General features: G+C 71.5%; 15 protein-coding genes. 10 read left to right on the top strand and 5 right to left on the bottom strand.

Annotated elements, in window-relative coordinates; all coding sequences use genetic code 11:
* Nucleotides 1-28 precede the first annotated feature (28 nt).
* Entirely contained in the window at nucleotides 29-1,771 is a 1,743-nt protein-coding gene (locus ACFW2G_RS02920) for a pyruvate dehydrogenase (RefSeq protein WP_384455408.1), read from the top strand.
* Between the two features lie 175 nt (nucleotides 1,772-1,946).
* The gene (locus ACFW2G_RS02915; RefSeq protein ID WP_384580438.1) at nucleotides 1,947-2,360 is read left to right on the top strand and encodes an ATP-binding protein; all 414 of its coding nucleotides are present in this window, start codon (nucleotides 1,947-1,949) and stop codon (nucleotides 2,358-2,360) included.
* 47 nt (nucleotides 2,361-2,407) lie between these two features.
* On the opposite strand, the gene ACFW2G_RS02910 is transcribed toward ACFW2G_RS02915, so the two are convergent.
* A complete protein-coding gene (locus ACFW2G_RS02910; RefSeq protein ID WP_037915469.1) occupies nucleotides 2,408-3,466 on the bottom strand; it encodes a DUF2637 domain-containing protein in 1,059 nt (352 codons plus the stop codon).
* A 288-nt stretch (nucleotides 3,467-3,754) separates the two neighbouring features.
* On the bottom strand, nucleotides 3,755-4,615 hold the full coding sequence (locus ACFW2G_RS02905) for a (2Fe-2S)-binding protein (protein WP_384580349.1): 861 nt from the start codon (nucleotides 4,613-4,615) through the stop codon (nucleotides 3,755-3,757).
* 131 nt (nucleotides 4,616-4,746) lie between these two features.
* Between ACFW2G_RS02905 and ACFW2G_RS02900 the strand changes: the two genes are divergently transcribed.
* On the top strand, nucleotides 4,747-5,406 hold the full coding sequence (locus tag ACFW2G_RS02900; protein ID WP_052029999.1) for a GntR family transcriptional regulator: 660 nt from the start codon (nucleotides 4,747-4,749) through the stop codon (nucleotides 5,404-5,406).
* Between the two features lie 68 nt (nucleotides 5,407-5,474).
* Here ACFW2G_RS02900 and ACFW2G_RS02895 read toward each other — a convergent pair whose 3' ends face one another.
* Both ACFW2G_RS02895 and ACFW2G_RS02890 read right to left on the bottom strand, forming a co-directional pair.
* On the bottom strand, nucleotides 5,475-6,260 hold the full coding sequence (locus ACFW2G_RS02895) for a hypothetical protein (RefSeq protein ID WP_037915477.1): 786 nt from the start codon (nucleotides 6,258-6,260) through the stop codon (nucleotides 5,475-5,477).
* A 165-nt stretch (nucleotides 6,261-6,425) separates the two neighbouring features.
* Nucleotides 6,426-8,105, bottom strand: coding sequence for a PucR family transcriptional regulator ligand-binding domain-containing protein (locus ACFW2G_RS02890; protein WP_037915480.1), 1,680 nt, complete (start codon nucleotides 8,103-8,105; stop codon nucleotides 6,426-6,428).
* A gap of 253 nt (nucleotides 8,106-8,358) precedes the next feature.
* Between ACFW2G_RS02890 and ACFW2G_RS02885 the strand changes: the two genes are divergently transcribed.
* From ACFW2G_RS02885 to ACFW2G_RS02855, 7 genes are all read left to right on the top strand, one after another.
* The gene (locus ACFW2G_RS02885; protein WP_384580351.1) at nucleotides 8,359-9,252 is read left to right on the top strand and encodes an FAD binding domain-containing protein; all 894 of its coding nucleotides are present in this window, start codon (nucleotides 8,359-8,361) and stop codon (nucleotides 9,250-9,252) included.
* A 2-nt stretch (nucleotides 9,253-9,254) separates the two neighbouring features.
* Nucleotides 9,255-9,854, top strand: coding sequence for a (2Fe-2S)-binding protein (locus ACFW2G_RS02880; RefSeq protein ID WP_384455398.1), 600 nt, complete (start codon nucleotides 9,255-9,257; stop codon nucleotides 9,852-9,854).
* Between the two features lie 2 nt (nucleotides 9,855-9,856).
* Nucleotides 9,857-12,253: a xanthine dehydrogenase subunit D gene (pucD, locus tag ACFW2G_RS02875; RefSeq protein ID WP_037915489.1), complete on the top strand. Its 2,397-nt coding sequence runs from the start codon at nucleotides 9,857-9,859 to the stop codon at nucleotides 12,251-12,253.
* A gap of 325 nt (nucleotides 12,254-12,578) precedes the next feature.
* Complete coding sequence (locus ACFW2G_RS02870; protein WP_037915492.1) at nucleotides 12,579-14,042, top strand: NCS2 family permease; 1,464 nt, start codon at nucleotides 12,579-12,581, stop codon at nucleotides 14,040-14,042.
* 111 nt (nucleotides 14,043-14,153) lie between these two features.
* On the top strand, nucleotides 14,154-15,305 hold the full coding sequence (locus ACFW2G_RS02865) for an XdhC family protein (RefSeq protein ID WP_384580353.1): 1,152 nt from the start codon (nucleotides 14,154-14,156) through the stop codon (nucleotides 15,303-15,305).
* Nucleotides 15,306-15,432: 127 nt separating this feature from the next.
* A complete protein-coding gene (locus tag ACFW2G_RS02860) occupies nucleotides 15,433-16,677 on the top strand; it encodes a YncE family protein (protein ID WP_384580356.1) in 1,245 nt (414 codons plus the stop codon).
* A 103-nt stretch (nucleotides 16,678-16,780) separates the two neighbouring features.
* The gene (locus ACFW2G_RS02855; protein ID WP_384580358.1) at nucleotides 16,781-18,013 is read left to right on the top strand and encodes a GNAT family N-acetyltransferase; all 1,233 of its coding nucleotides are present in this window, start codon (nucleotides 16,781-16,783) and stop codon (nucleotides 18,011-18,013) included.
* Nucleotides 18,014-18,056: 43 nt separating this feature from the next.
* On the opposite strand, the gene ACFW2G_RS02850 is transcribed toward ACFW2G_RS02855, so the two are convergent.
* Entirely contained in the window at nucleotides 18,057-20,273 is a 2,217-nt protein-coding gene (locus ACFW2G_RS02850) for a germacradienol/geosmin synthase (protein WP_384580360.1), read from the bottom strand.
* Nucleotides 20,274-20,529: the final 256 nt, after the last annotated feature.

The raw sequence follows: 20,529 nt of genomic DNA, 5'->3' as shown, positions 1-20,529 counted from the left end.
CCGGCGCGGGCATGGCTGGATGGGAGGCATGGCCAAGCAGAACGTGGCGGAGCAGTTCGTCGGCATCCTGGTGCGCGCCGGGGTGCGGCGGATGTACGGAGTCGTCGGCGACAGCCTCAATCCCGTGGTGGACGCGATCCGCCGGACGGACGGCATCGAGTGGATCCAGGTCCGCCACGAGGAGACCGCAGCCTTCGCGGCAGGTGCCGAGGCCCAGATCACCGGCCGCCTCGCCGCCTGCGCCGGCTCCTGCGGCCCGGGAAACCTGCACCTGATCAACGGGCTGTACGACGCCCAGCGCTCGATGGCACCGGTCCTCGCGCTGGCCTCGCACATCCCCTCCGGCGAGATCGGCCTGGGCTACTTCCAGGAGACCCACCCCGACCAGCTCTTCCGCGAGTGCAGCCACTACAGCGAGCTGATCTCCAACCCGCAGCAGATGCCCCGGCTGCTGCAGAGCGCCGTGCAGCACGCCATCGGCCGCAGCGGGGTCAGCGTGGTCGCGCTTCCCGGGGACATCGCCGCCCGACCCGCCCCGGACAGGGCGGTGGAGCACGCCCTCGTCACCGCCAGGCCCACCGTACGGCCCGGCGACGACGAGATCGAGAAGTTGGTCCGGCTCGTCGACGAGGCTCAGCGGGTCACGCTGTTCTGCGGCAGCGGCACGGCCGGGGCGCACGCCGAGGTGATGGAGTTCGCCGGCCGGGTCAAGGCCCCCGTCGGGCACGCGCTGCGCGGCAAGGAATGGATCCAGTACGACAACCCCTACGACGTCGGGATGAGCGGGCTGCTCGGCTACGGCGCGGCCTACGAGGCCACCCACGAGTGCGACCTGCTGATCCTGCTCGGCACGGACTTCCCGTACAACTCCTTCCTGCCCGACGACGTGAAGATCGTCCAGGTCGACATCCGCCCCGAGCACCTCGGACGGCGTTCCCAGCTGGATCTCGCCGTGTGGGGAGACGTGCGCGAGACCCTGCGCGTCTTGAACGCGCGGGTGAAGGCGAAGACGGACCGCCGCTTCCTGGACCGGATGCTGACGAAGCATGCGGACGCCCTGGAGGGGGTGGTGAAGGCCTACACCCGCAAGGTCGAGAAGCACACGCCGATCCACCCGGAGTACGTGGCCTCGGTGCTCGACGAACTGGCCGACGAGGACGCGGTGTTCACGGTCGACACGGGCATGTGCAATGTGTGGGCGGCGCGCTATCTTTCCCCGAACGGCAAGCGGCGCATCATCGGTTCCTTCAGCCACGGCTCGATGGCCAACGCGCTCCCGCAGGCCATCGGCGCACAGTTCACCGACCGCAGTCGTCAAGTGGTGTCGATGTCCGGCGACGGCGGTTTCTCCATGCTGATGGGAGATTTCCTCACCCTGGTGCAGTACGAACTCCCCGTCAAAGTGGTGCTCTTCAACAACTCATCCCTCGGGATGGTCGAGTTGGAGATGCTGGTTTCCGGCCTGCCCTCCTACGGGACGCGGAACAAGAACCCGGACTTCGCCGCGATCGCCCGCGCCGCGGGCGCCTACGGGGTGCGCGTGGTGAAGCCCAAGCAGCTCAGCGGTGCTTTGAAGGACGCGTTCCGGCATCCGGGACCCGCTCTGGTCGACGTGGTGACCGACCCTGCGGCCCTGTCGATTCCTCCGAAGATCAGCGCCGAGATGGTGACCGGATTCGCACTCTCCGCCAGCAAGATCGTGCTCGACGGCGGGGTGGGGCGAATGATCCAGATGGCTCGATCCAACCTGCGCAACGTGCCCCGCCCGTAAGCCCGAAGGAGTGCGGATCCCCCCGGGGGGCATGCATCCCGTAGACCTGTTCGAGAGCAGTGGACACGGGAGGGACACCGCCGTGCGGGTGGGGGCGAAGACGGGGAAGCTGTGGAGCAGAGGGGCGCCGGGGCCGCGCGAGCCGTCCACCGCCGAGGGCGGGGCGGCGGGGGACATGCTGCGCATCAGCCGGAGCGTGCGCCGCGCGGACCTGAAGGCGGTGGGCGAGGTCCGCCGGTCCCTCAGGGAGCTGATGCGCCACCGGTGCGGGAACGAGGCGACGGCCGTGGCCGAACTGCTGATCACGGAGCTCGTCACCAACGCCCTCGTCCACACCGACCGGGGTGCGGAGGTGTCCGCGAGCCTCACGGCTACGCGGTTACGGGTGGAGGTCCGCGACCACGCCGTGCGCCGGCCCCGGCCGTACGTACCGACCGCCGACGACGGTACGCACGGCCGGGGACTGGTACTGGTGGAGGCGCTGGCCGACGACTGGGGCGTGGACCCGCTCGCCCTCGGCGGCGGCAAGGTGGTGTGGTTCGAGCTCGACCTGCGTCGCGAGCTCCCGTACGCCGCAGGACCCGCCTGAACGGGCGGGTCCTGCGGGCTGTCCCCGGGGCCGAGCCCGGGCCCGGTTCAGCCGAACTGCTGCTCCAGGTCCTTCAGTTTGCGCTCCAGCGAGTCCAGCCGGGGGATCGTCTGGGTGTCGTCCTCGGCGGTGAGGTCCACCATCCGGGTCCCGGTCCCATCAAGGGATTCGGTGGGGTTGACGGCCTGCAGGGAGGGCCGGCGGCGTAGCGGCAGCTGTCCCGATTCCGGTATGGCCGGCTCCGCGCCGACCGGCGCGGAGCCCGCTCCCTGCGTCAGTTCCGGGAGCTCCACCTGGCGGCCGCGGGACCTCCCGAACGCCCGGTGCTGCCGTCCCAGCGCCTTGATGCGCGCCCGGTCGAGCCGGTTCTGGTCGCGCCTGCGGTGCCGGTCCTGCTCCCGCTCCTTCTTGTCCTCGCGCACCTCGTCCACGGCCTCGTCGAGGGTGCGCACCCCCTCCAGCAGCATGAGGGACCATGCGCCGAAGGTCTCCCGGGGGGCCCGCAGCCAGCGGACCATCCGGATCTGTGGCAACGGCCGCGGGATCAGGCCCTGTTCGCGCAGCGCCGCCCGGCGGGTCTGCTTGAGGGCGCGGTCGAAGAGGACGGCAGCCGAGAGCGACATCCCCGCGAAGAACTGTGGAGCGCCGTCGTGGCCCAACCCGCGCGGAGCGTGCACCCAGTTGAACCAGGCGGCCGCCCCCGCGAACAGCCAGACCAGCATGCGTGAACCGAGGGCCGCGTCACCGTGGCTGGCTTCGCGGACGGCGAGCACCGAGCAGAACATGGCGGCGCCGTCGAGGCCGAAGGGCACGAGGTACTCCCAGCCCCCGGAGAGGTTGAGGTTCTGCCGGCCGAAGCCGACCAGCCCGTGGAAGGAGAGTGCGGCGGCCACGGCCGCGCAGCAGAAGAGCAGCACGTACGAGGCGGTTCCGTAGACGGCTTCCTTGCGCCGCCGCCGCTCCTCGCTGCGTTCCCAGCTGTCCTCGGCCGCAGCCTTCTCGCTCTCGCGCTTTCCCCGCGCCAAGACCGCAACCGCCGCAAGCACGCCCAGGATCAGCAGACTGCCGGGCAGCAGCCAGTCCAGCGATATGTCGGTCAGTCTCATGCGGATGTCCCTTGCCTCGCGTATGCGGTCGTGCGGCTTTCCGGGCGCCATAGTGGCGCAGCCGGTGCGCCGTGCACGCGGGTTTCGGGGCAAGTGGACGCCAACGGGGGGCGGGGCCCGCCGGATAGGGTGTTGTGTCTCGAACTGACGTCCGCAGAAGTGGAGTTGAGTTCGATTATGGCCCCCTCTACGGGTGGGTCGGCCTCGTCGCCGCCGCTCGTCGGGCCGACCGTCGCACTCCTGTCGCCGGGCGCGACCCGGTGGGCCGCCGTCCCGGCGTCCGGAGCGTCAGGCGGCCTCGGCCGTGAGGCGGGTGATGCGGTCGGCGTCGCAGGTGCGCGGGCAGGTGACGCAGGTGTCCTCCGGCCGGATCGTGTAGAAGAGGCAGCAACTGGCCCGGTCCCGGGTGGGCAGTTCGACGCCGTCCGGGCCCGGGAGTGTGCGGAATCCGGCGCCCCCGGTGTACGGGGCCGTCGAGCCCGGCAGGAGTGCCTCCAGTTCGGCCGTCGCGCGGCTCTCCTCGCCGAGCACGCGGCCGGCGTACCAGAGGCCTTCGACGACCTCGTCGGTCACCATGCCCCACAGGGCGCGCCGGCCGCGCCGCAGGCGCGGGCCGAAACCCTCCAGTAGCGGTTCGAGGTGCAAGGCGACCGCGGCCCGCACCTCCGCGCGCAGCGCCTCCTCGTCGGGCACGACCCGGGCCCCGGGGAGGTCGGCGGCCGGGTCGTCCGGCAGGCAGGCGAAGCTCCCGACGTGCACGCTCATCCGGCCGAGGGCCCGGTGGAAGGAGACCTCGGCCACCGGGAGTCGGGGGACCCGCCGGTGGAGGAACCACGGGAGGGTGATCAGCAGGCAGGCCGGCCACGCGTACCGGTGCAGCCCGAAGCCCGCGATCACATCGGGCCGCGCCCTGGTCCCGTAGTCCCGCAGGACCTGGGTGTCGTCCCAGGCGAGGAAGGCGTCCAGGGTGGGCCCGCCGGCCGCGAGCTCGTCCGCGCCGACCCACCCCGCACCGCGTGGGGAGGGTTCGTGCGCGGCCCGCTCGATGACGCGCAGCCCGCCGTACACGTCGGCCAGTCGGGCGTAGGCGTCCGCCACCGCGGAGCCGGGCGGGGCGGGGGTCGGCGCCGGGAGGGCCGGGACGGTCATGGCGGGCCACCGATCACACGATCGTTAACAGGTAAGCCTTACCTTACCTGACTGGAGGGGGTGCGAACGGCCCCTCGCGCGGTGCGTCACCTATTCTCGGGACAGGTCGAGACCCGGATGAGGAGGACCGCGTGCGCGAAACGGCCCACCCCCGGGTACCGGCACAACAGCGGAAGGTACTGCGCCATTCGGTGCGCGGGCAGGTCCTCGACGCCCTGCGCGCGGCCCTGGTCGACGGGGAGCTCGTACCGGGGGAGATCTACTCCGGCCCGGCGCTGGGGGAGCGCTTCGGCGTCTCCGCGACCCCCGTGCGCGAGGCGATGCAGCAGCTGGCCGTCGAGGGAGCGGTGGAATGCCTCCCGAACCGGGGCTTCCGCGTCCTGTCGCGCACCCCGCGGGAACGCGCCGAACTGGCCGAGGTTCGGGCACTGCTCGAAGTCCCGGTCATGCTGCGACTGGCCCGCACCGTGCCCGAAGCCACCTGGCAGGCCCTGCGCCCGGCCGTCGCCGCCACGGCCGAGGCGGCGGCCGGGGGCGACGTGCCGGGTTACGCGGAGGCGGACCGGGCCTTCCACCGGGCGGTGCTCCGGCTGGCCGGCAACGACCAGCTGGTGCAGGTGGCGGAGGAACTCCACCGCCGGGCCCAGTGGCCCCTACCGGGCGCCCCGAGGGTCCGGCAGGCCGACCTCGTCGCGGACGCGGCCGAGCACGCGGCCCTGCTGGAGGCCCTGATCGCCCGTGACCTCCCGGTGGTGGAATCCCTCGTACGGGAGCACTTCGCCGGAGCCTGACCCCTGGGCGGGCGCGGTACGGACGCCCCGCACCGCGGGCCGGCGGGCGGCCTGCGCGGTCGGACGGGCTACACCGCAGGCGCCGGGTGCAGCTGGTCCGCGAGCCAGGTGGGGATGCCGCCCAGCAGGTGGAACAGCCGGCGGGCCTCCGCGCGCAGCCGGGTGGCCTCCGGCTCCGGCTCGGCCTCGGCGAGCGCCGCCAGCGCCGGAGCCGTGCCGATCAGGAACCCCAGGTCCTCCCGGATCCGCAGCGACTCCGCGAACCCCTCGCGGGCCTCGGCCACCTCGCCGTCCCGCAGGGCCAGCGCGGCCAGGTGTCGGAAGGTGAACGACAGCAGCAGGGTGTCCCCGTGTGCCTCGGCCCCCGCGTGGGCGCGCCGGTAGGCCGGCCGCGCCGACTGCGGGGCGTCCGCGAGGTGCTCGGCCACCAGGCCGCGGCGGAAATCCAGCAGCGGACGGGTCCGGGAGCCCGGTGACAGCAGGGCGGCCGCCCGGCCCAGCGCGGAGCGGGCCTCGTCGGCCCGGTCGCGCACGCCCAGTACGGTCGCGGCGTAGGCCAGCTGGCCCCGCTCGCACGCCGCCGCGCCCCGGTCGTCGTCGTCCTGGGCGACCGCCTCGGCGACCCGGAGCGCGTCCTCGGCCTCCGCCCAGCCCTGGCCCGTGAACAGACAACGCTCCACCAGCAGCGCGGTGCGCTGCACGGCGGCGGCAGCCTGGCCCGCCCCGCCGACGCGGGGCGTCAGCAGCGCCGCCGCGTCGGTCCAACAGCCGCGCGAACGCAGCCGCCATATCGCCCGCTGGAGGGGGTCGTCCCCCCCGGTGGAACCGGCACCCGACATGGCGGTGTCCGCCACATTGCCCTCCCCAAAGCAATCAAGCAGCACATGGTTGAGCCCTGGGGCGAAATGAGAGCACGGATCGCGGGCTCCGGCCAAGGGGTCGGGTGAACTCTTTCACAAAGTCCGGACGGATCATCAGCGCCGCCCGCCGCGCCGCGGCGGGCGGCGGAGCGGATCTCCTCAGCTCATGCGCAGTGCCAGGAAGAAATCGAGCTTGTCCTCCAGCCGGGAGAGGTCCCGCCCCGTCAACTGCTCGATTCGCCCGACCCGGTAGCGCAGCGTGTTGACGTGCAGGTGCAGGCGGGTCGCGCAGCGGGTCCAGGAGCCGTCGCAGTCGAGGAAGGCCTCCAGGGTCGGGATGAGCTCCGCCCGGTGGCGCCGGTCGTAGTCGCGCAGCGGGTCCAGCAGTCGGGCGGTGAAGGCGCGGCGCACGTCGTCCGGCACGAACGGCAGCAGCAGCACGTGCGAGGCGAGCTCGTGGTGGCCCGCCGCGCAGACCCGGCCCGGCCGGGCCGCCGCGACCCGGCGGGCGTGCCGGGCCTCCTCCAGCGCCCCGCGCAGCCCTTCGGCGGAGTGCACGGCCGCGCTGACGCCCAGCGTGAGCCGGCCGTCGTCGGCCAGGCCGGCCGCCAGGGGGTCCCGTACGGTCGCCAGCAGCTCGTCGGCGTGCAGTGCCGAATCCGGTCCCTTGTCCTCCCCGGCGTCCCCGGACAGCGACGGCAGCGGCACCAGCGCGATGGCCTCGTCACCCGCGTGGGCCACCGCGATCCGGTCGGAAGGCTCCGGGCCCGAGACCGAGGGGTCGACGAGGATCTCCTCCAGGAGCGACTGGGCGACCGGGCCGCCGGGGATGTCCCCACTGTCCCAGTCCACCCGGGCCACCACGACCTGCCAGTGCGGTGCGGCACCCAGCCCGGGCAGCAGCACCGGGGCCGCGACCCGCAGACGGGCGGCGATCTCGGCGGGCGCGGCACCCGTCTGGACCAGCTCCAGGACCTCCTGCGCGAGGCGGCGGCGCACGGTCCGGGCGGCGTCGCGCCGGTCGCGTTCCACGGCGATCAGCTGGGTGACGCCCTGCAGCAGGTCCAGGCGCTCGGCCGGCCAGTCGCCGGCGTCCGCCTCGACGGCCAGCAGCCAGTCGGACAGCACGGTCTCGCGCACGTCGCGGGCGGCCGGGCCGGCCGCGCCGCGGCCGTGTCCCCTGATCGGGAAGAGCGAGTAGGTAATACCCTGGATGGAGATCCGGTGCGGTCCCCTGCGGCCCGTCCGGACCGCCGCGAGGTGCTCGCCCGCCAGCGCTGCGCAGATGCCCGGCGCCAGCGGCTCTCCCGCTCCGGCGATCTGCCGGCCGGTGGGGGACAGGACCCAGGCCCGGAGGTCGAGGTCGGTGGTGAGGAGATCCAGCACCACATCGGGTCCGCCTCCTGCCGGACCCGATGTCATCAGGCGGCGGTGGCGGTCCACGACGGCCGCCAGGTCCCCGGCACGCTCGCCCGAGACCTGCCGCACGACGTATTCCGTGATCGTGGCGAATGCAACGTCCTCGTTCACTGCGAACAGCGGCAGCCGGTTGCGCACACAGGCCGAAACGAGATCGTCCGGGATGTCGCCCAGCTCCGCCTCGCCCGCCGCCAGCCCCGCGACGCCGGCGCCCGCGAGGATTCGTACGAACGGCTCGGAGTCGGCCGAATTTCGCCGCCACGCCAGGCCGGTGAGGACCAGTTCGCCCCCGGACAGGTACCGGCTGGGATCACGCAGGTCGGTCGTCATGACCCCGCGGACCGTACGGTCGAGTTCGTCCTCGCCGCCGAGCAGCCGCAGCCCCAGCGCCTCGGTCTCCAGCAGTGCGCGCAGCCGCATGATGTCGCCGCCGATCTGTCTCGAATGTTGCCGTTGGAAATCGGGCAGGTCGTCGCATCCTGCCTTTCATACGAATCTACAAGACGAGGGAGGCCGTCAGCCAACTCCTTCATGGTTTCGGTGACTGCACCCGGGGGACGGGCGGCTTGTGTACTGAGTCCACACCGCGTTAACAGCACGTGAACGACCAGTCGAGGGCCATTGGGCCTCCTGGCTTGAAGTGAACGACCCGATTAAGAAGAAGAGAGCCGACATGGACTTCCTTCGCCCCGCCAGCTGGGAGGAGGCGCTCGCCGCTAAGGCCGAGTACCCCACAGCTGTGCCGATTGCGGGTGGCACCGACATCATGGTCGAGATCAACTTCGACCACCGCCGTCCGGAGTACCTCCTTGACCTCAACCGCATCGAGCTGCTGCGGGAGTGGGAGGTAGGCGAGGAGGTCACCACGCTCGGCGCCTCCGTCCCGTACACCCAGATCATGGAGAACCTGCGGCCCACCCTGCCGGGTCTCGCGCTCGCCTCGCACACGGTCGCGTCCCCGCAGATCCGCAACCGCGGTGGTGTCGGCGGCAACCTCGGCTGCGCCTCGCCCGCCGGTGACTCCCACCCCGCCCTGCTGGCCGCCGGCTGCGAGGTCGAGGTCGAGTCCGTACGCGGCTCGCGCATGATCCCGATCGACGAGTTCTACACCGGCGTCAAGCGCAATGCGCTGGCCGCCGACGAGCTCATCAAGACGGTCCACATCAAGAACGCCACGGGCCCCCAGCAGTACTCGAAGGTCGGCACCCGCAACGCGATGGTCATCGCGGTGTGCGGTTTCGGCCTCGCCCTGCATGCCGACACCCGCACCGTGCGTACGGGCATCGGTTCGGCCGCCCCGACCCCGGTCCGGGCCAAGGCCGCCGAGGAGTTCCTCAACGCCGCGCTCGAAGAGGGCGGTTTCTGGGACAACGGCAAGGTCATCACCCCGTCGATCGCCAAGCAGTTCGGTGAGCTCGCCTCCGCGGCGTGCAACCCGATCGACGACGTCCGTGGCACGGCGAAGTACCGCCGTCACGCGGTCGGCATCCTCGCTCGCCGCCAGCTCGTCTGGACCTGGGAGCAGTACCGCGGCACGAACGGCCGCTCGCTTGAAGGGGCTGCGTAATCATGCGCGTCAATTTCACCGTCAACGGTCGTCCGCAGGAAGCCGACGACGTCTGGGAGGGCGAGTCCCTTCTCTACGTGCTGCGTGAGCGCCTGGGTCTTCCCGGCTCCAAGAACGCCTGCGAGCAGGGCGAGTGCGGTTCGTGCACGGTGCGCCTCGACGGCGTGCCGGTCTGTTCCTGTCTGGTGGCCGCCGGCCAGGTCGAGGGCCGCGACGTCGTGACCGTCGAGGGTCTGGCCGATTTCGCCAAGCAGCGCGAGGAGCACGGCCACGGCTGCGGCACCGGCGCGTGCGGCGGCGGCAAGGGCGTGTCCACGGACGAGGCCAAGCAGTGGTCCGCCAAGGGCACCGACTCGCAGACCGGTGAGGGCGTCGAGCTCTCCAGCATCCAGCAGGCGTTCATCGACGCCGGCGCCGTCCAGTGCGGCTTCTGCACCCCGGGTCTGCTGGTCCAGGCCGACGCCCTCCTGGAGCAGAACGCCGACCCGTCCGACCAGGACATCCGTGAGGCCCTGTCCGGCAACCTCTGCCGCTGCACGGGCTACGAGAAGATCCTCGACGCGGTCCGCCTCGCGGCCGCCCGTCAGGGAGAGGCGGTCTGATCATGGCTCAGAACACCCGCACCGTGGGTACGCCGACGAACGTCACCCAGAAGCACAACAAGGGCGGCATCGGCGAGTCCACGCTGCGCCCGGACGGCACCCTGAAGGTCACCGGCGAGTTCGCGTACTCCTCGGACATGTGGCACGAGGACATGCTGTGGGGCCAGACCCTGCGCAGCACCGTCGCCCACGCCGAGATCGTCTCCATCGACATTTCCGAGGCGCTCGCCATGCCGGGCGTCTACTCGGTGCTGACGTACGACGACCTGCCGGCCGCGATGAAGAACTACGGCCTGGAGATCCAGGACACCCCGGTCCTCGCCAACGGCCGGGTACGCCACCACGGTGAGCCGGTCGCCCTCGTCGCCGCCGACCACCCGGAGACCGCACGCCGCGCGGCCGCCAAGATCAAGATCGACTACAAGGAGCTGCCGCTCGTCACGGACGAGGCCTCCGCCCTCGCCGCCGACGCGCCGCTGATCCACCCGGGCCGCGACGACCACCACGCCGGTCACGTCCCGCACCCGAACATCGTGCACCGCCAGCCGATCATCCGCGGCGACGTGGCGGAGGCCCGCAAGCGCGCCGACGTCATCGTCGAGGGCGAGTACACCTTCGGCATGCAGGACCAGGCCTTCCTCGGCCCGGAGTCCGGTCTCGCCGTGCCCTCCGAGGACGGCGGTGTCGACCTCTACGTCGCCACCCAGTGGCTGCACTCGGACCTCAAGCAGATCGCCCCCGTCCTCGGCCTGCCCGAGGAGAAGGTACGCATGACGCTCTCCGGCGTCGGCGGTGCCTTCGGCGGCCGCGAGGACATCTCCATGCAGATCCACGCCTGCCTGCTGGCCCTCGCGACCAACAAGCCGGTCAAGATCGTCTACAACCGCTTCGAGTCCTTCTTCGGCCACGTGCACCGCCACCCGGCGAAGCTCTGGTACGAGCACGGTGCCACCAAGGACGGCAAGATCACGCACATGAAGTGCAGGATCGTGCTCGACGGCGGTGCGTACGCCTCGGCCTCCCCGGCCGTCGTCGGCAACGCGTCCTCCCTCTCCGTCGGCCCGTACGTCATCGACGACGTCGACATCGAGGCGGTCGCCCTCTACACGAACAACCCGCCCTGCGGCGCGATGCGCGGCTTCGGTGCCGTCCAGGCCTGCTTCGCCTATGAGGCCCAGATGGACAAGCTCGCGGCGAAGCTGGGCATGGACCCGGTCGAGTTCCGCCAGCTGAACGCCATGGAGATGGGCACGATCATGCCCACCGGCCAGGTCGTGGACTCCCCGGCGCCGGTCGCCGAGCTGCTGCGCCGGGTCAAGGCCCGCCCGCTGCCGCCGGAGCGCCAGTGGGAGACCGCAGGCGAGGGCGCGGACGTCCGCGCGCTGCCGGGCGGCCTGTCGAACACCACCCACGGCGAGGGCGTCGTCCGCGGCGTCGGCTACGCGGTCGGCATCAAGAACGTCGGCTTCTCCGAGGGCTTCGACGACTACTCCACCGCGCGCGTCCGCCTGGAAGTCATCAACGGCGAGCCCGTCGCGATGGTCCACACGGCGATGGCGGAGGTCGGCCAGGGCGGTGTCACCGTCCACGCACAGATCGCCCGCACCGAGCTCGGCGTCACCCAGGTGACCATCCACCCGGCCGACACGCAGGTCGGCTCCGCCGGTTCCACGTCCGCCTCGCGGCAGACGTACATGACCGGTGGCGCCGTGAAGAACACCTGCGAGCACGTCCGCGAGGCGCTGCTGGAGATGGGCCGCCGCAAGAACGGCTCCTACCACCCGGCCTGGGCCCACGCCGAGCTCCTCCTGGAGGGCGGCAAGGTCGTCACCGACGGCGGCGAGGTCCTCGCGGACATCGCCGACATCCTGGAGGACGAGGCGATCGACCTCGAGCTGGAGTTCCGCCACCGTCCGACGGTCGCCTTCGACCTGAAGACCGGCCAGGGCGACGGCCACGTCCAGTACACCTTCGCCGCCCACCGTGCGGTCGTCGAGGTGGACACCGAGCTCGGCCTGGTCAAGGTCGTCGAGCTCGCGACCGCCCAGGACGTGGGCAAGGCCCTCAACATGCTCTCCGTGGTCGGCCAGATCCAGGGTGGTACCACCCAGGGCCTCGGCGTGGCGGTCATGGAGGAGATCATCGTGGACCCGAAGACCGCGAAGGTGCGCAACCCCTCCTTCACGGACTACCTGATCCCGACCATCCTCGACACCCCGACCATCCCGGTCGACGTCCTGGAGCTCGCCGACCCGAACGCGCCGTACGGCCTTCGCGGTCTGGGCGAGGCCCCGACCCTGTCGTCCACCCCGGCCGTCCTCGCGGCGATCCGGCAGGCGACCGGGCTGGAGCTCAACAAGACCCCGATCCGTCCGGAAGCCCTCACCGGGACCCTCTAGGACGGACCCGGTCCGGGGGCCGCGAGGCCCCCGGACCCCCTCGGACTCTCCGGGCGGTGTGACTCGGGAACGTCACACTTCACCGCCGCACCGCCCGGAGCACCTACGAAGTACCGCACCGCTCGCGGTCCCTTCAGCCGGCAGTACCCCTGCGAAACCCCCCCGTAGTACCAGCGGTCACCCCGCACTACCCGCAGTACACGCAGTGAACATTCGCGTCGCCTCGGGCCGTCACCCCGGGTCGTGCAGCCAAACGCACCATCCCAAATCCCGCAATCTCCAATCCCCAAGCGGGTGCCCCTTTGAACCTTGGGAGTTAGGCACCATGACCCAGTCGTCAGTGGAGTCCAAGACCACCGCGGAGGAAGCCGGAGACGGCTCCCCCACTCCGGCGGGCAGCTCTTGGCTCGACCGCTACTTTCACATAACCCACAGAGGATCCAACGTCGGCAACGAGGTTCGTGGCGGTATCACGACCTTCATGGCCATGGCGTACATCCTCCTGCTCAACCCGCTGCTCCTGTCGGGCAAGGACGTCGCCGGCACGTCGATGCAGGCCTCGGCCATCATCACCGCCACGGCGTTCGCGGCGGCCGTCACGACGCTCCTCATGGGCTTCGTCGGCAAGGTCCCGCTGGCCCTCGCCGCCGGACTCTCCGTCTCCGGCGTGCTCGCCTCGCAGGTGGCCCCCCAGATGACCTGGCCGCAGGCCATGGGCATGTGCGTGGTCTACGGTGTCGTGATCTGTCTCCTGGTCGTCACCGGCCTCCGAGAGATGATCATGAATGCGATCCCCCTCGCGCTCAAGCACGCGATCACCATGGGCATCGGCATGTTCGTCGCCCTGATCGGCCTGGTGAAGGCCGGCTTCGTCGGCCGCGGGCCCGAGCAGGGCCCCCCGCTGCAGCTCGGCTCGGTCGGTGAGCTCGCCGGCTGGCCCGTCCTGATCTTCTGCCTCACCCTGCTCGCGATCTTCATGCTGCAGGCCCGCAAGATCCCCGGCGCGATCCTGATCGGCATCGTCGGCGGCACCGTCGTCGCGGCCATCGTGAACGCCGTCGCGAACATCGACCCCAAGGCCTGGCGCAGCGGCCCGCCGGAGCTGTCCGGCTCCGCGGTCTCGATGCCCGACTTCTCGCTCTTCGGCGACGTCTCGTTCGGCGGCTGGGGCGACGTCGGCTACATGACGGTCGGCATGATCGTCTTCACCCTGGTGCTGGCGGGCTTCTTCGACGCGATGGCCACCATCATCGGTGTCGGCACCGAGGCGAAGCTGGCCGACGACAAGGGCCGCATGCCGGGCCTGTCCAAGGCACTCTTCATCGACGGCGCCGGCGGCGCCATCGGCGGCGTCTCGGGCGGCTCCGGCCAGACGGTGTTCGTCGAGTCCGCGACCGGTGTCGGCGAGGGTGCCCGCACGGGTCTCGCCTCGGTCGTGACCGGCCTGTTCTTCGCGGCCTGCCTCTTCTTCACCCCGATCACGCAGATCGTCCCGGGTGAGGTCGCCTCGGCGGCCCTGGTGGTCATCGGCGCGATGATGATGCAGAACGCCCGCCACGTGGACTGGGCCGACAGCGCGACGGCGATCCCGGTCTTCCTGACCGTCGTGATCATGCCGTTCACCTACTCGATCACGGCCGGCGTCGCCGCCGGTGTGCTCTCCTACGTCGCCATCAAGGTCGCTCAGGGCAAGGCCCGGGAGATCGGCGGCTTCATGTGGGCGCTGACCGGCATCTTCGTCGTCTTCTTCGCCCTGCACCCGATCGAGGGCTGGCTCGGGGTCGGCTGACCCCGGGCACGGACGGTCCGGGTCGCCCGCCGACCCGGACCGTCCGCTCCGCAGTGAAACCGCACCTGCGCGTACCCGATACTGGAACCGAATCCTCCGAGGAGGCCGCACATGCTGGACATCGCCGACGAGCTGAACCGGTGGGTACAGCAGGGACGTGACTTCGCCGTCGCGACGGTCGTGGCGGTCGGCGGCAGCGCGCCCCGGCAGCCCGGTGCCGCCCTCGCCGTCGACAGCGAGGGGACGGCCATCGGCTCGGTCTCCGGCGGGTGTGTGGAGGGTGCGGTGTACGAGCTGTGCCGGCAGGCGCTGGAGGACGGCGAGACCGTTCAGGAGCGCTTCGGCTACAGCGACGACGATGCCTTCGCGGTGGGGCTGACCTGCGGTGGGATCATCGACATCCTGGTCACCCCGGTTCCTGCGGGCTCACCCGCGCGCGCGGTGTTCGAGGCCGCGCTGGCCGCCGCCTCCCGCGGCGAGGCCGCCGCGCTGGCCCGGGTGGCCGAGGGGCCCGCCGAGCTGATGGGCCGCGCCGTGCTCGTCCGTACCGAGGGGCCCTTCGAGGGTGGCCTCGGCGGACACCCGGAGCTGGACCGCACCGTCGCCGAGGAAGCCCGCGCCATGCTGGACGCCGGCCGGACCGGTGTGCTGGAGATCGGCGCCGACGGCGGGCTCTGCGGAGAGCCGCTGAAGGTCCTCGTCGAGGCCAGCGTGCCGCCGCCGCGGATGATCGTCTTCGGCGCCATCGACTTCGCCTCCGCGCTCGTGCGGATCGGCGCCTTCCTCGGCTACCGGGTGACCGTCTGCGATGCGCGGCCCGTCTTCGCGACGAAGAACCGCTTCCCCGAGGCCGACGAGATCGTCGTGGACTGGCCGCACCGCTACCTCGAGAGGACCGAGGTCGACGGCCGGACCGTGTTGTGCGTGCTCACCCACGACGCCAAGTTCGACGTCCCGCTCCTGGAGCTGGCCCTGAGGCTGCCGGTCGCCTACGTCGGGGCCATGGGCTCCCGCCGCACACACGAGGACCGCAACCAGCGGCTGCGCGCCGTCGGCGTCACCGAGCTCGAACTGGCCCGGCTGCGCTCCCCGATCGGCCTCGACCTCGGCGCCCGCTCCCCGGAGGAGACCGCGCTGTCCATCGCCGCGGAGATCGTCGCCAACCGCCGCGGCGGCAGCGGCGCGGCCCTGACCGGCGCGCACATCCCCATCCACCCGGACGCCGCGAACACGGTGGTCGACAGGATCGGCTCCGTCGCTTGAAGGAGTGAGGGCGGAAGGTGAGAAAAGGGCGCACCCTGTGGGGGTTGCGCCCTTCCGGCGTTCCCCCTATTTTACCCGCCGGTAATCGGAGGCCTCTCCATCCCTTCCTCACAACGGAGTTGAGCGGATGTTGCGTACTGTGCGAATCCTGGGCGTGCTGGCCGCGGCCGCCCTGCTGACCGCCTTCGCGCCCTCCCCGGAGGTCCCGGCCGCCCCGGCGGGCGGCCTGCGCGAGGTGCTCTTCGTGGGGAACAACTGGGAGGGGACGGCCGATGTCCTCGCCTCCACCGGTGACCTCGCCAAGGTCGGCCGGATCGACGTGATCCCCGACCGGGCGGAGCGGCTCCGCGAGATCTACCTCAACCCCGTGAAGCTCGCCTTCTTCCTCGGCATCCGGGAAAGCGCCGGTGAGGGCCACGACCAGTTCGTCGACGACATGTTCACCACCCCGGACGGTTCCGCGGTCGTCGCGTCCCGCCCCAGCTTCGCCGACGTCGTCTCCATCGACCTGACCTCCGGGCGGATCAACTGGCGCTTTCCGGTGTCCGGTTACCGCTCCGACCACATGGCGGTCTCCCCGGACGGGACCCGCATCGCCGTCTCGGCCTCCACCTCCAACACGGTGCACGTCCTGGACATCGCCACCGGGCGGCAGATCGGTTCCTTCCGCACCGGCGACAAGCCGCACGAGAACACCTTCACCCACGACGGCCGCCACCTGTGGAACAGCTCCATCGGTGAGGTGAACACGGCCCTCGACGCGCCCTGGCTGGACTGGACGAAGGGCGACCGGAAGATCACCGTGGTCGACGCCCAGACCTTCCGCACCGTCCGGGTGATCGACATGCGGGAGCGGCTGGACGCCTTCGGCCGCCGGGACCTGTCCGACTCCGTACGCCCTGTGTCCTTCAGCCCCGACGAGTCGAAGCTCTACTTCCAGGTCTCCTTCTTCGGCGGCTTCCTGGAGTACGACGTGGCCACCGACCGCATCACCCGCCTCAAGGAGCTCCCCGCCAACCCGGCCACCAGTACCAACCGCACCACCTGGGTCAACGACTCCCGCCACCACGGCATGTCGATGAGTCCCGACGGGGCCAAACTCTGCATCGCGGGAACCATGGACGACTACGCGACCGTCGTGGACCGTGCCACCCTCACCGAAGGGCCGCTCGTGCCCGCCGCGAAGCCCTACTGGGCCACGGTCTCCGGCGACGGGACGGCCTGTGTGATCTCCGAGAGCGGCACCGACCGGGTCACGGCCATCGACTTCGCCACCGGCGCCAAGCGGGTGTCCGTACCCGTAGGCGACCACCCCCAGCGCATCCGGCTCGGCCACGTGCCGGCCGCCTGGACTGGTCCGGCCGGCCGCTGAGCGGGCCGTCCGGACCGACGGAAGCACGGCTGGAACCGGCCGAACGCGCAGATCAAGCCATTATGGTGTGACTGGTCCACGATGACCGATTAGTCTCGCGATCATGGTGGACATCCGTGAGGTACCCGAGGCCGACATCGACCGTGCCCTGGAGCTCGCCTACCTGGTCTTCCACGACCGGCCCGAGAGGCAGGTCAGGGAGCGGCACCACGCGCTGCTCGCGCGCTGCGACCGGATCGGTGCCTACGACGGGGACGCCCTGGTCGGCTTCATGGCCGCGCACGACTTCCGGCTCTCGGTGCCCGGCGCGGACCTGCCCTGCCCCGGGCTCACCTTCGTCTGCGTCGCGCCCACCCATCGGCGCCGCGGCGTGCTCACCGGCATGATGGCGCGGATGATGCGGCGCGCCCGCCACTCCGGCCGCCCGATCGCCGCGCTGTGGGCCTCGGAGGCCGCGATCTACGGCCGCTTCGGCTACGGCGGCGCCACCACCGGCGCCACCGTGGAGATCGACTCCACCCGGCCGCTGGCCCTGCGCATCGACCCGGACCGGCGCCCGTTGCGGCTCGTCGACCCGGCGGACGCGCTCGACGTCATCGCCCCCTTCCACGAGGCCACCCGCGCCGGCCGGCCCGGCCGCCCCCGCCGCAGCCCCGAACGCTGGCGCGAAGAGTGGCTCACCGAACAGGACGAGGAGGACGAGGAGCTGAGCCCGCCCAGGATCATCGTCCTGGGCGATCCGGGCGAGCCCATCGCCGGTTACGTCGTCTACCGCACCAAGCCGGAGGGCGACGCCCCCGCCACCCGCACCCCGGGCCTGGTCCGGGTCGACGAACTGGAGGCGGACACGCCGGCGGTGGCCGCCGCCCTCTGGGAGTGCCTGGCCTCCCTCGACCTCACGGGCAAGGTCCGCGCATGGGGCCGCCCGGTCGACGACCCGCTGCTGCACTTCGCCGCCGACCGGGACCAGGTACGGGTCACCGCCCAGTTCCCGGCGCTCTGGCTGCGCCTGGTCGACGTACGCGCGGCGCTGACCGCGCGGTCCTGGGCCGCACCGGTCGAACTGGTGCTGGAGGTCCGCGACGCACGGCTGCCCGACAATGCCGGGCGCTTCCGCCTCAAGGCCGGGCCGCACGGGGCGGCGTACGGTCCCACGGACGGCCCCGCCGACCTGGCCCTCGACGTGCGCGAGCTGGCCGCCTGCTACCTGGGCGGGACCCGGGTCGCCGAGCTGGTCGCCGCCGGTCTGGTCCAGGAGCGCACCCCCGGAACGGCCGCGGCCCTGGACGACGCCCTGCGCACGCCCGTACTGCCGCACACGGCGGACGAGTTCTGAGCAGGGAAGCGGCGGCAGACACGGACCGCCCCCGCCGCGGGACTCACGCGGGCGGGCGCAGCCGCGCGGCGGCCATGCCGAAGCCGGAACCGAGCACCGCGCCGACGAGGCCGCCACCGGGCCGCTCCAGATCCTCCGGCCGGTAACGGCGGATCGTGGCGTGCCAGTTGAGGACCCCCGCGTGCCAGTCGCGGAGTTCTCCCACGTACGCGTCCAGGGCGGCCCGCGCCCCGGCCCCGAGGCGGAAGTCGTCGCAGAGCACCGGCAGCTGGTTCGCCACGATGTGCTCGAACTCCTCGGTGCGACGGGTCATCAGCGCATGGCAGATGTGCAGGGCCTCCGGGTAGCCGATGTCGAAGAAGTTCTGGGTCACCAGGATGTGGTTGTGGACCTCGCCCTCGAACTCCACCTCCTTCTGGTAGGAGTAGATGTCGTTGACCAGGCAGGCCGCGTCCGCGACGGCGTTCTCCAGCGAGCGGACGGTCCCCGAGGCGTAGATCTCCCCGGGGATGCCCCGGCCCTCGTGCCCCAGCCGGCACAGGTACATGGTGAGCTGGCTGCCGAAGGTGCGCCGGCGCATCTCCGCGTAGTCCACCGGGTCCGGAATGCGGTGGTGGACGGCGTTGTCCACCTCCCAGAGCCAGCTCTCCAGCATGTCCACCACCGTCGCGCGGAACTCGGCGCGCTGCTCCACCGACATGCCGGCGCCGGTGCGCACCCACAGGTCGGCGAGGCCCCGTTCCAGCGCGGTCGACGGCGACGGCTGCTCGGCGTGGTCGACGGGCATCATGGCGATCAGCCCGGCCGTGGCCGCCTTGGCCGCCGCCGGGTTCCTGGTCTGCGCGAACACCACCGGGTAGTAGTCGTCCGCGTACGTGCCCCAGGTCAGCCAGCAGGCGTTGAGGGCGAGTTCGCCGGGAGTGGCGTCCGGGTCGATCCCGGCCGAGCAGACCGCGAAGTCGTAGCCGCGCAGCTTCTCCTCGGTCCAGATCGCCGAACCGGGGTCGCCCGGCTGCGGATCCAACAGACCCGTCCGACGGGCCCAGGCCACCGACTCCTCTCGGGCGTGCGCCAGATGAGGGCTCAGCGTGAGCCGGTGGGGCATGTAGATCTCCGGGATGACGGAGGGCCCGGTCCGCTGGAAGGGGACGTGGGTGAAGGAGCGGCGGCGCAGTTCCATCGAGCGCCGGTTGAAGACCGACCGCAGGTCGAGGGCGCTGGTGCCGAGTCCGGACGGCATGAAGGGAAGCGAGGCCGGGGCGGTCGCCCTGGCCTCCTTGTTCATGTAGCGGCTGGAGACCATGTGCCACTCGTGTCCGCCGGACTGCCAGTCCTGGAGGCCCTTGGCGTAGGCGAGGACGGCCGCGATCTCGTCCGGTTCGAGTGATAAGTCGATGAAGAGCTGGGGCAGTTCGTGCAGGGCGGTCTGTTCGAACTGCTGGAGGCGGGAGGTGAGAAGGTCGTTGGAGGCCTCCGCGGCCTCCTGCGTGGTGCAGCCGAGGAACGTCTCCAGGACGAGGACGGCGTTGGAGAGTTCGCCCTCGTCGGTGACCTCCCGCTCGTAGCTGAAGAGGTCGTTCCTGATGTGGACCGCGTCGGAGAAGGCGTCCCGCAGCACGCCCAGCGGGCGCGAGTGCGCGACGCGCGCCGGGACCTCGGCGGCGACGTACTCGACCAGCCCGGCCGACCAGGGGGCGCCGCCCACCTTGCGGCGCATCTCGATGTACTCCAGGGGGTTGGCCACCCGCCCGATGTCGATATTGGCGAGCTCCCACATCGATTCGTCGAGGAGGTTCTTGGTGGACGTGGAGAACCGTTCCCGCCAGTCCGCCGACATCGAGGGAACGGTTCGCCGCCACAGGTCGGCGAGGCCGGCCTCCACGGGATTGGTGGGTTCGGGAAAGCCGTCGGCCAGGTTCATCGGCATGAAGGCGGCCAGCCGGTCGAGGTACGCCTTGGCGCCGACGCGGTCCTGCGAGCGCTTGAAGGTCTCCAGGAAGTGGTCGTCGAAGAAGAACACCCACACGTACCAGTCGGTGACCAGCGACAGCGCCTCGGCGTCGCAGTCGGGGTGGGTGTACGAGCAGAGCAGGGCGTAGTCGTGCGAGTCGAGGTCGCTCTCCTCCCAGACGCCGGACCCCTCCAGCATCGCGAGGCCGCGCGCCCACTGCTTGGCGTGGACCCTCGCCTCCTCCAGGTGGGGGTTGAGTCGCGCCGGATACGGCACGTAGAAATCCGGCAGTCGGAACGGCTGCGTCACGGCGTGGTAGGCCCTTCGTCCAAAGGAGCGGGGGCCGTTGGACCGGCCCCCGCAAGAGATCAGCAGGGCCCTACCCGCGGTGTCCACGGGCCAAGGCGGAGTTCACCGCATCAGGTGACGGAGGCGTCATGCGGCCCGGCGAGCCCCTGGACGCGGTACCGGGCGGCGATCACCGCGGTGCTGCGCGCCCGCCCCCGGACACGGCGAAGGCCGTCCCCTCCGCCCACCGAAGCGGGCCGGGAGACGGCCTTCGCCG

Source organism: Streptomyces sp. NPDC058880, from assembly GCF_042742535.1.
Classification (GTDB): domain Bacteria; phylum Actinomycetota; class Actinomycetes; order Streptomycetales; family Streptomycetaceae; genus Streptomyces.
Note: the sequence above shows the minus strand (reverse complement) of the source record. Positions and strands in the feature narration are given on the sequence as shown.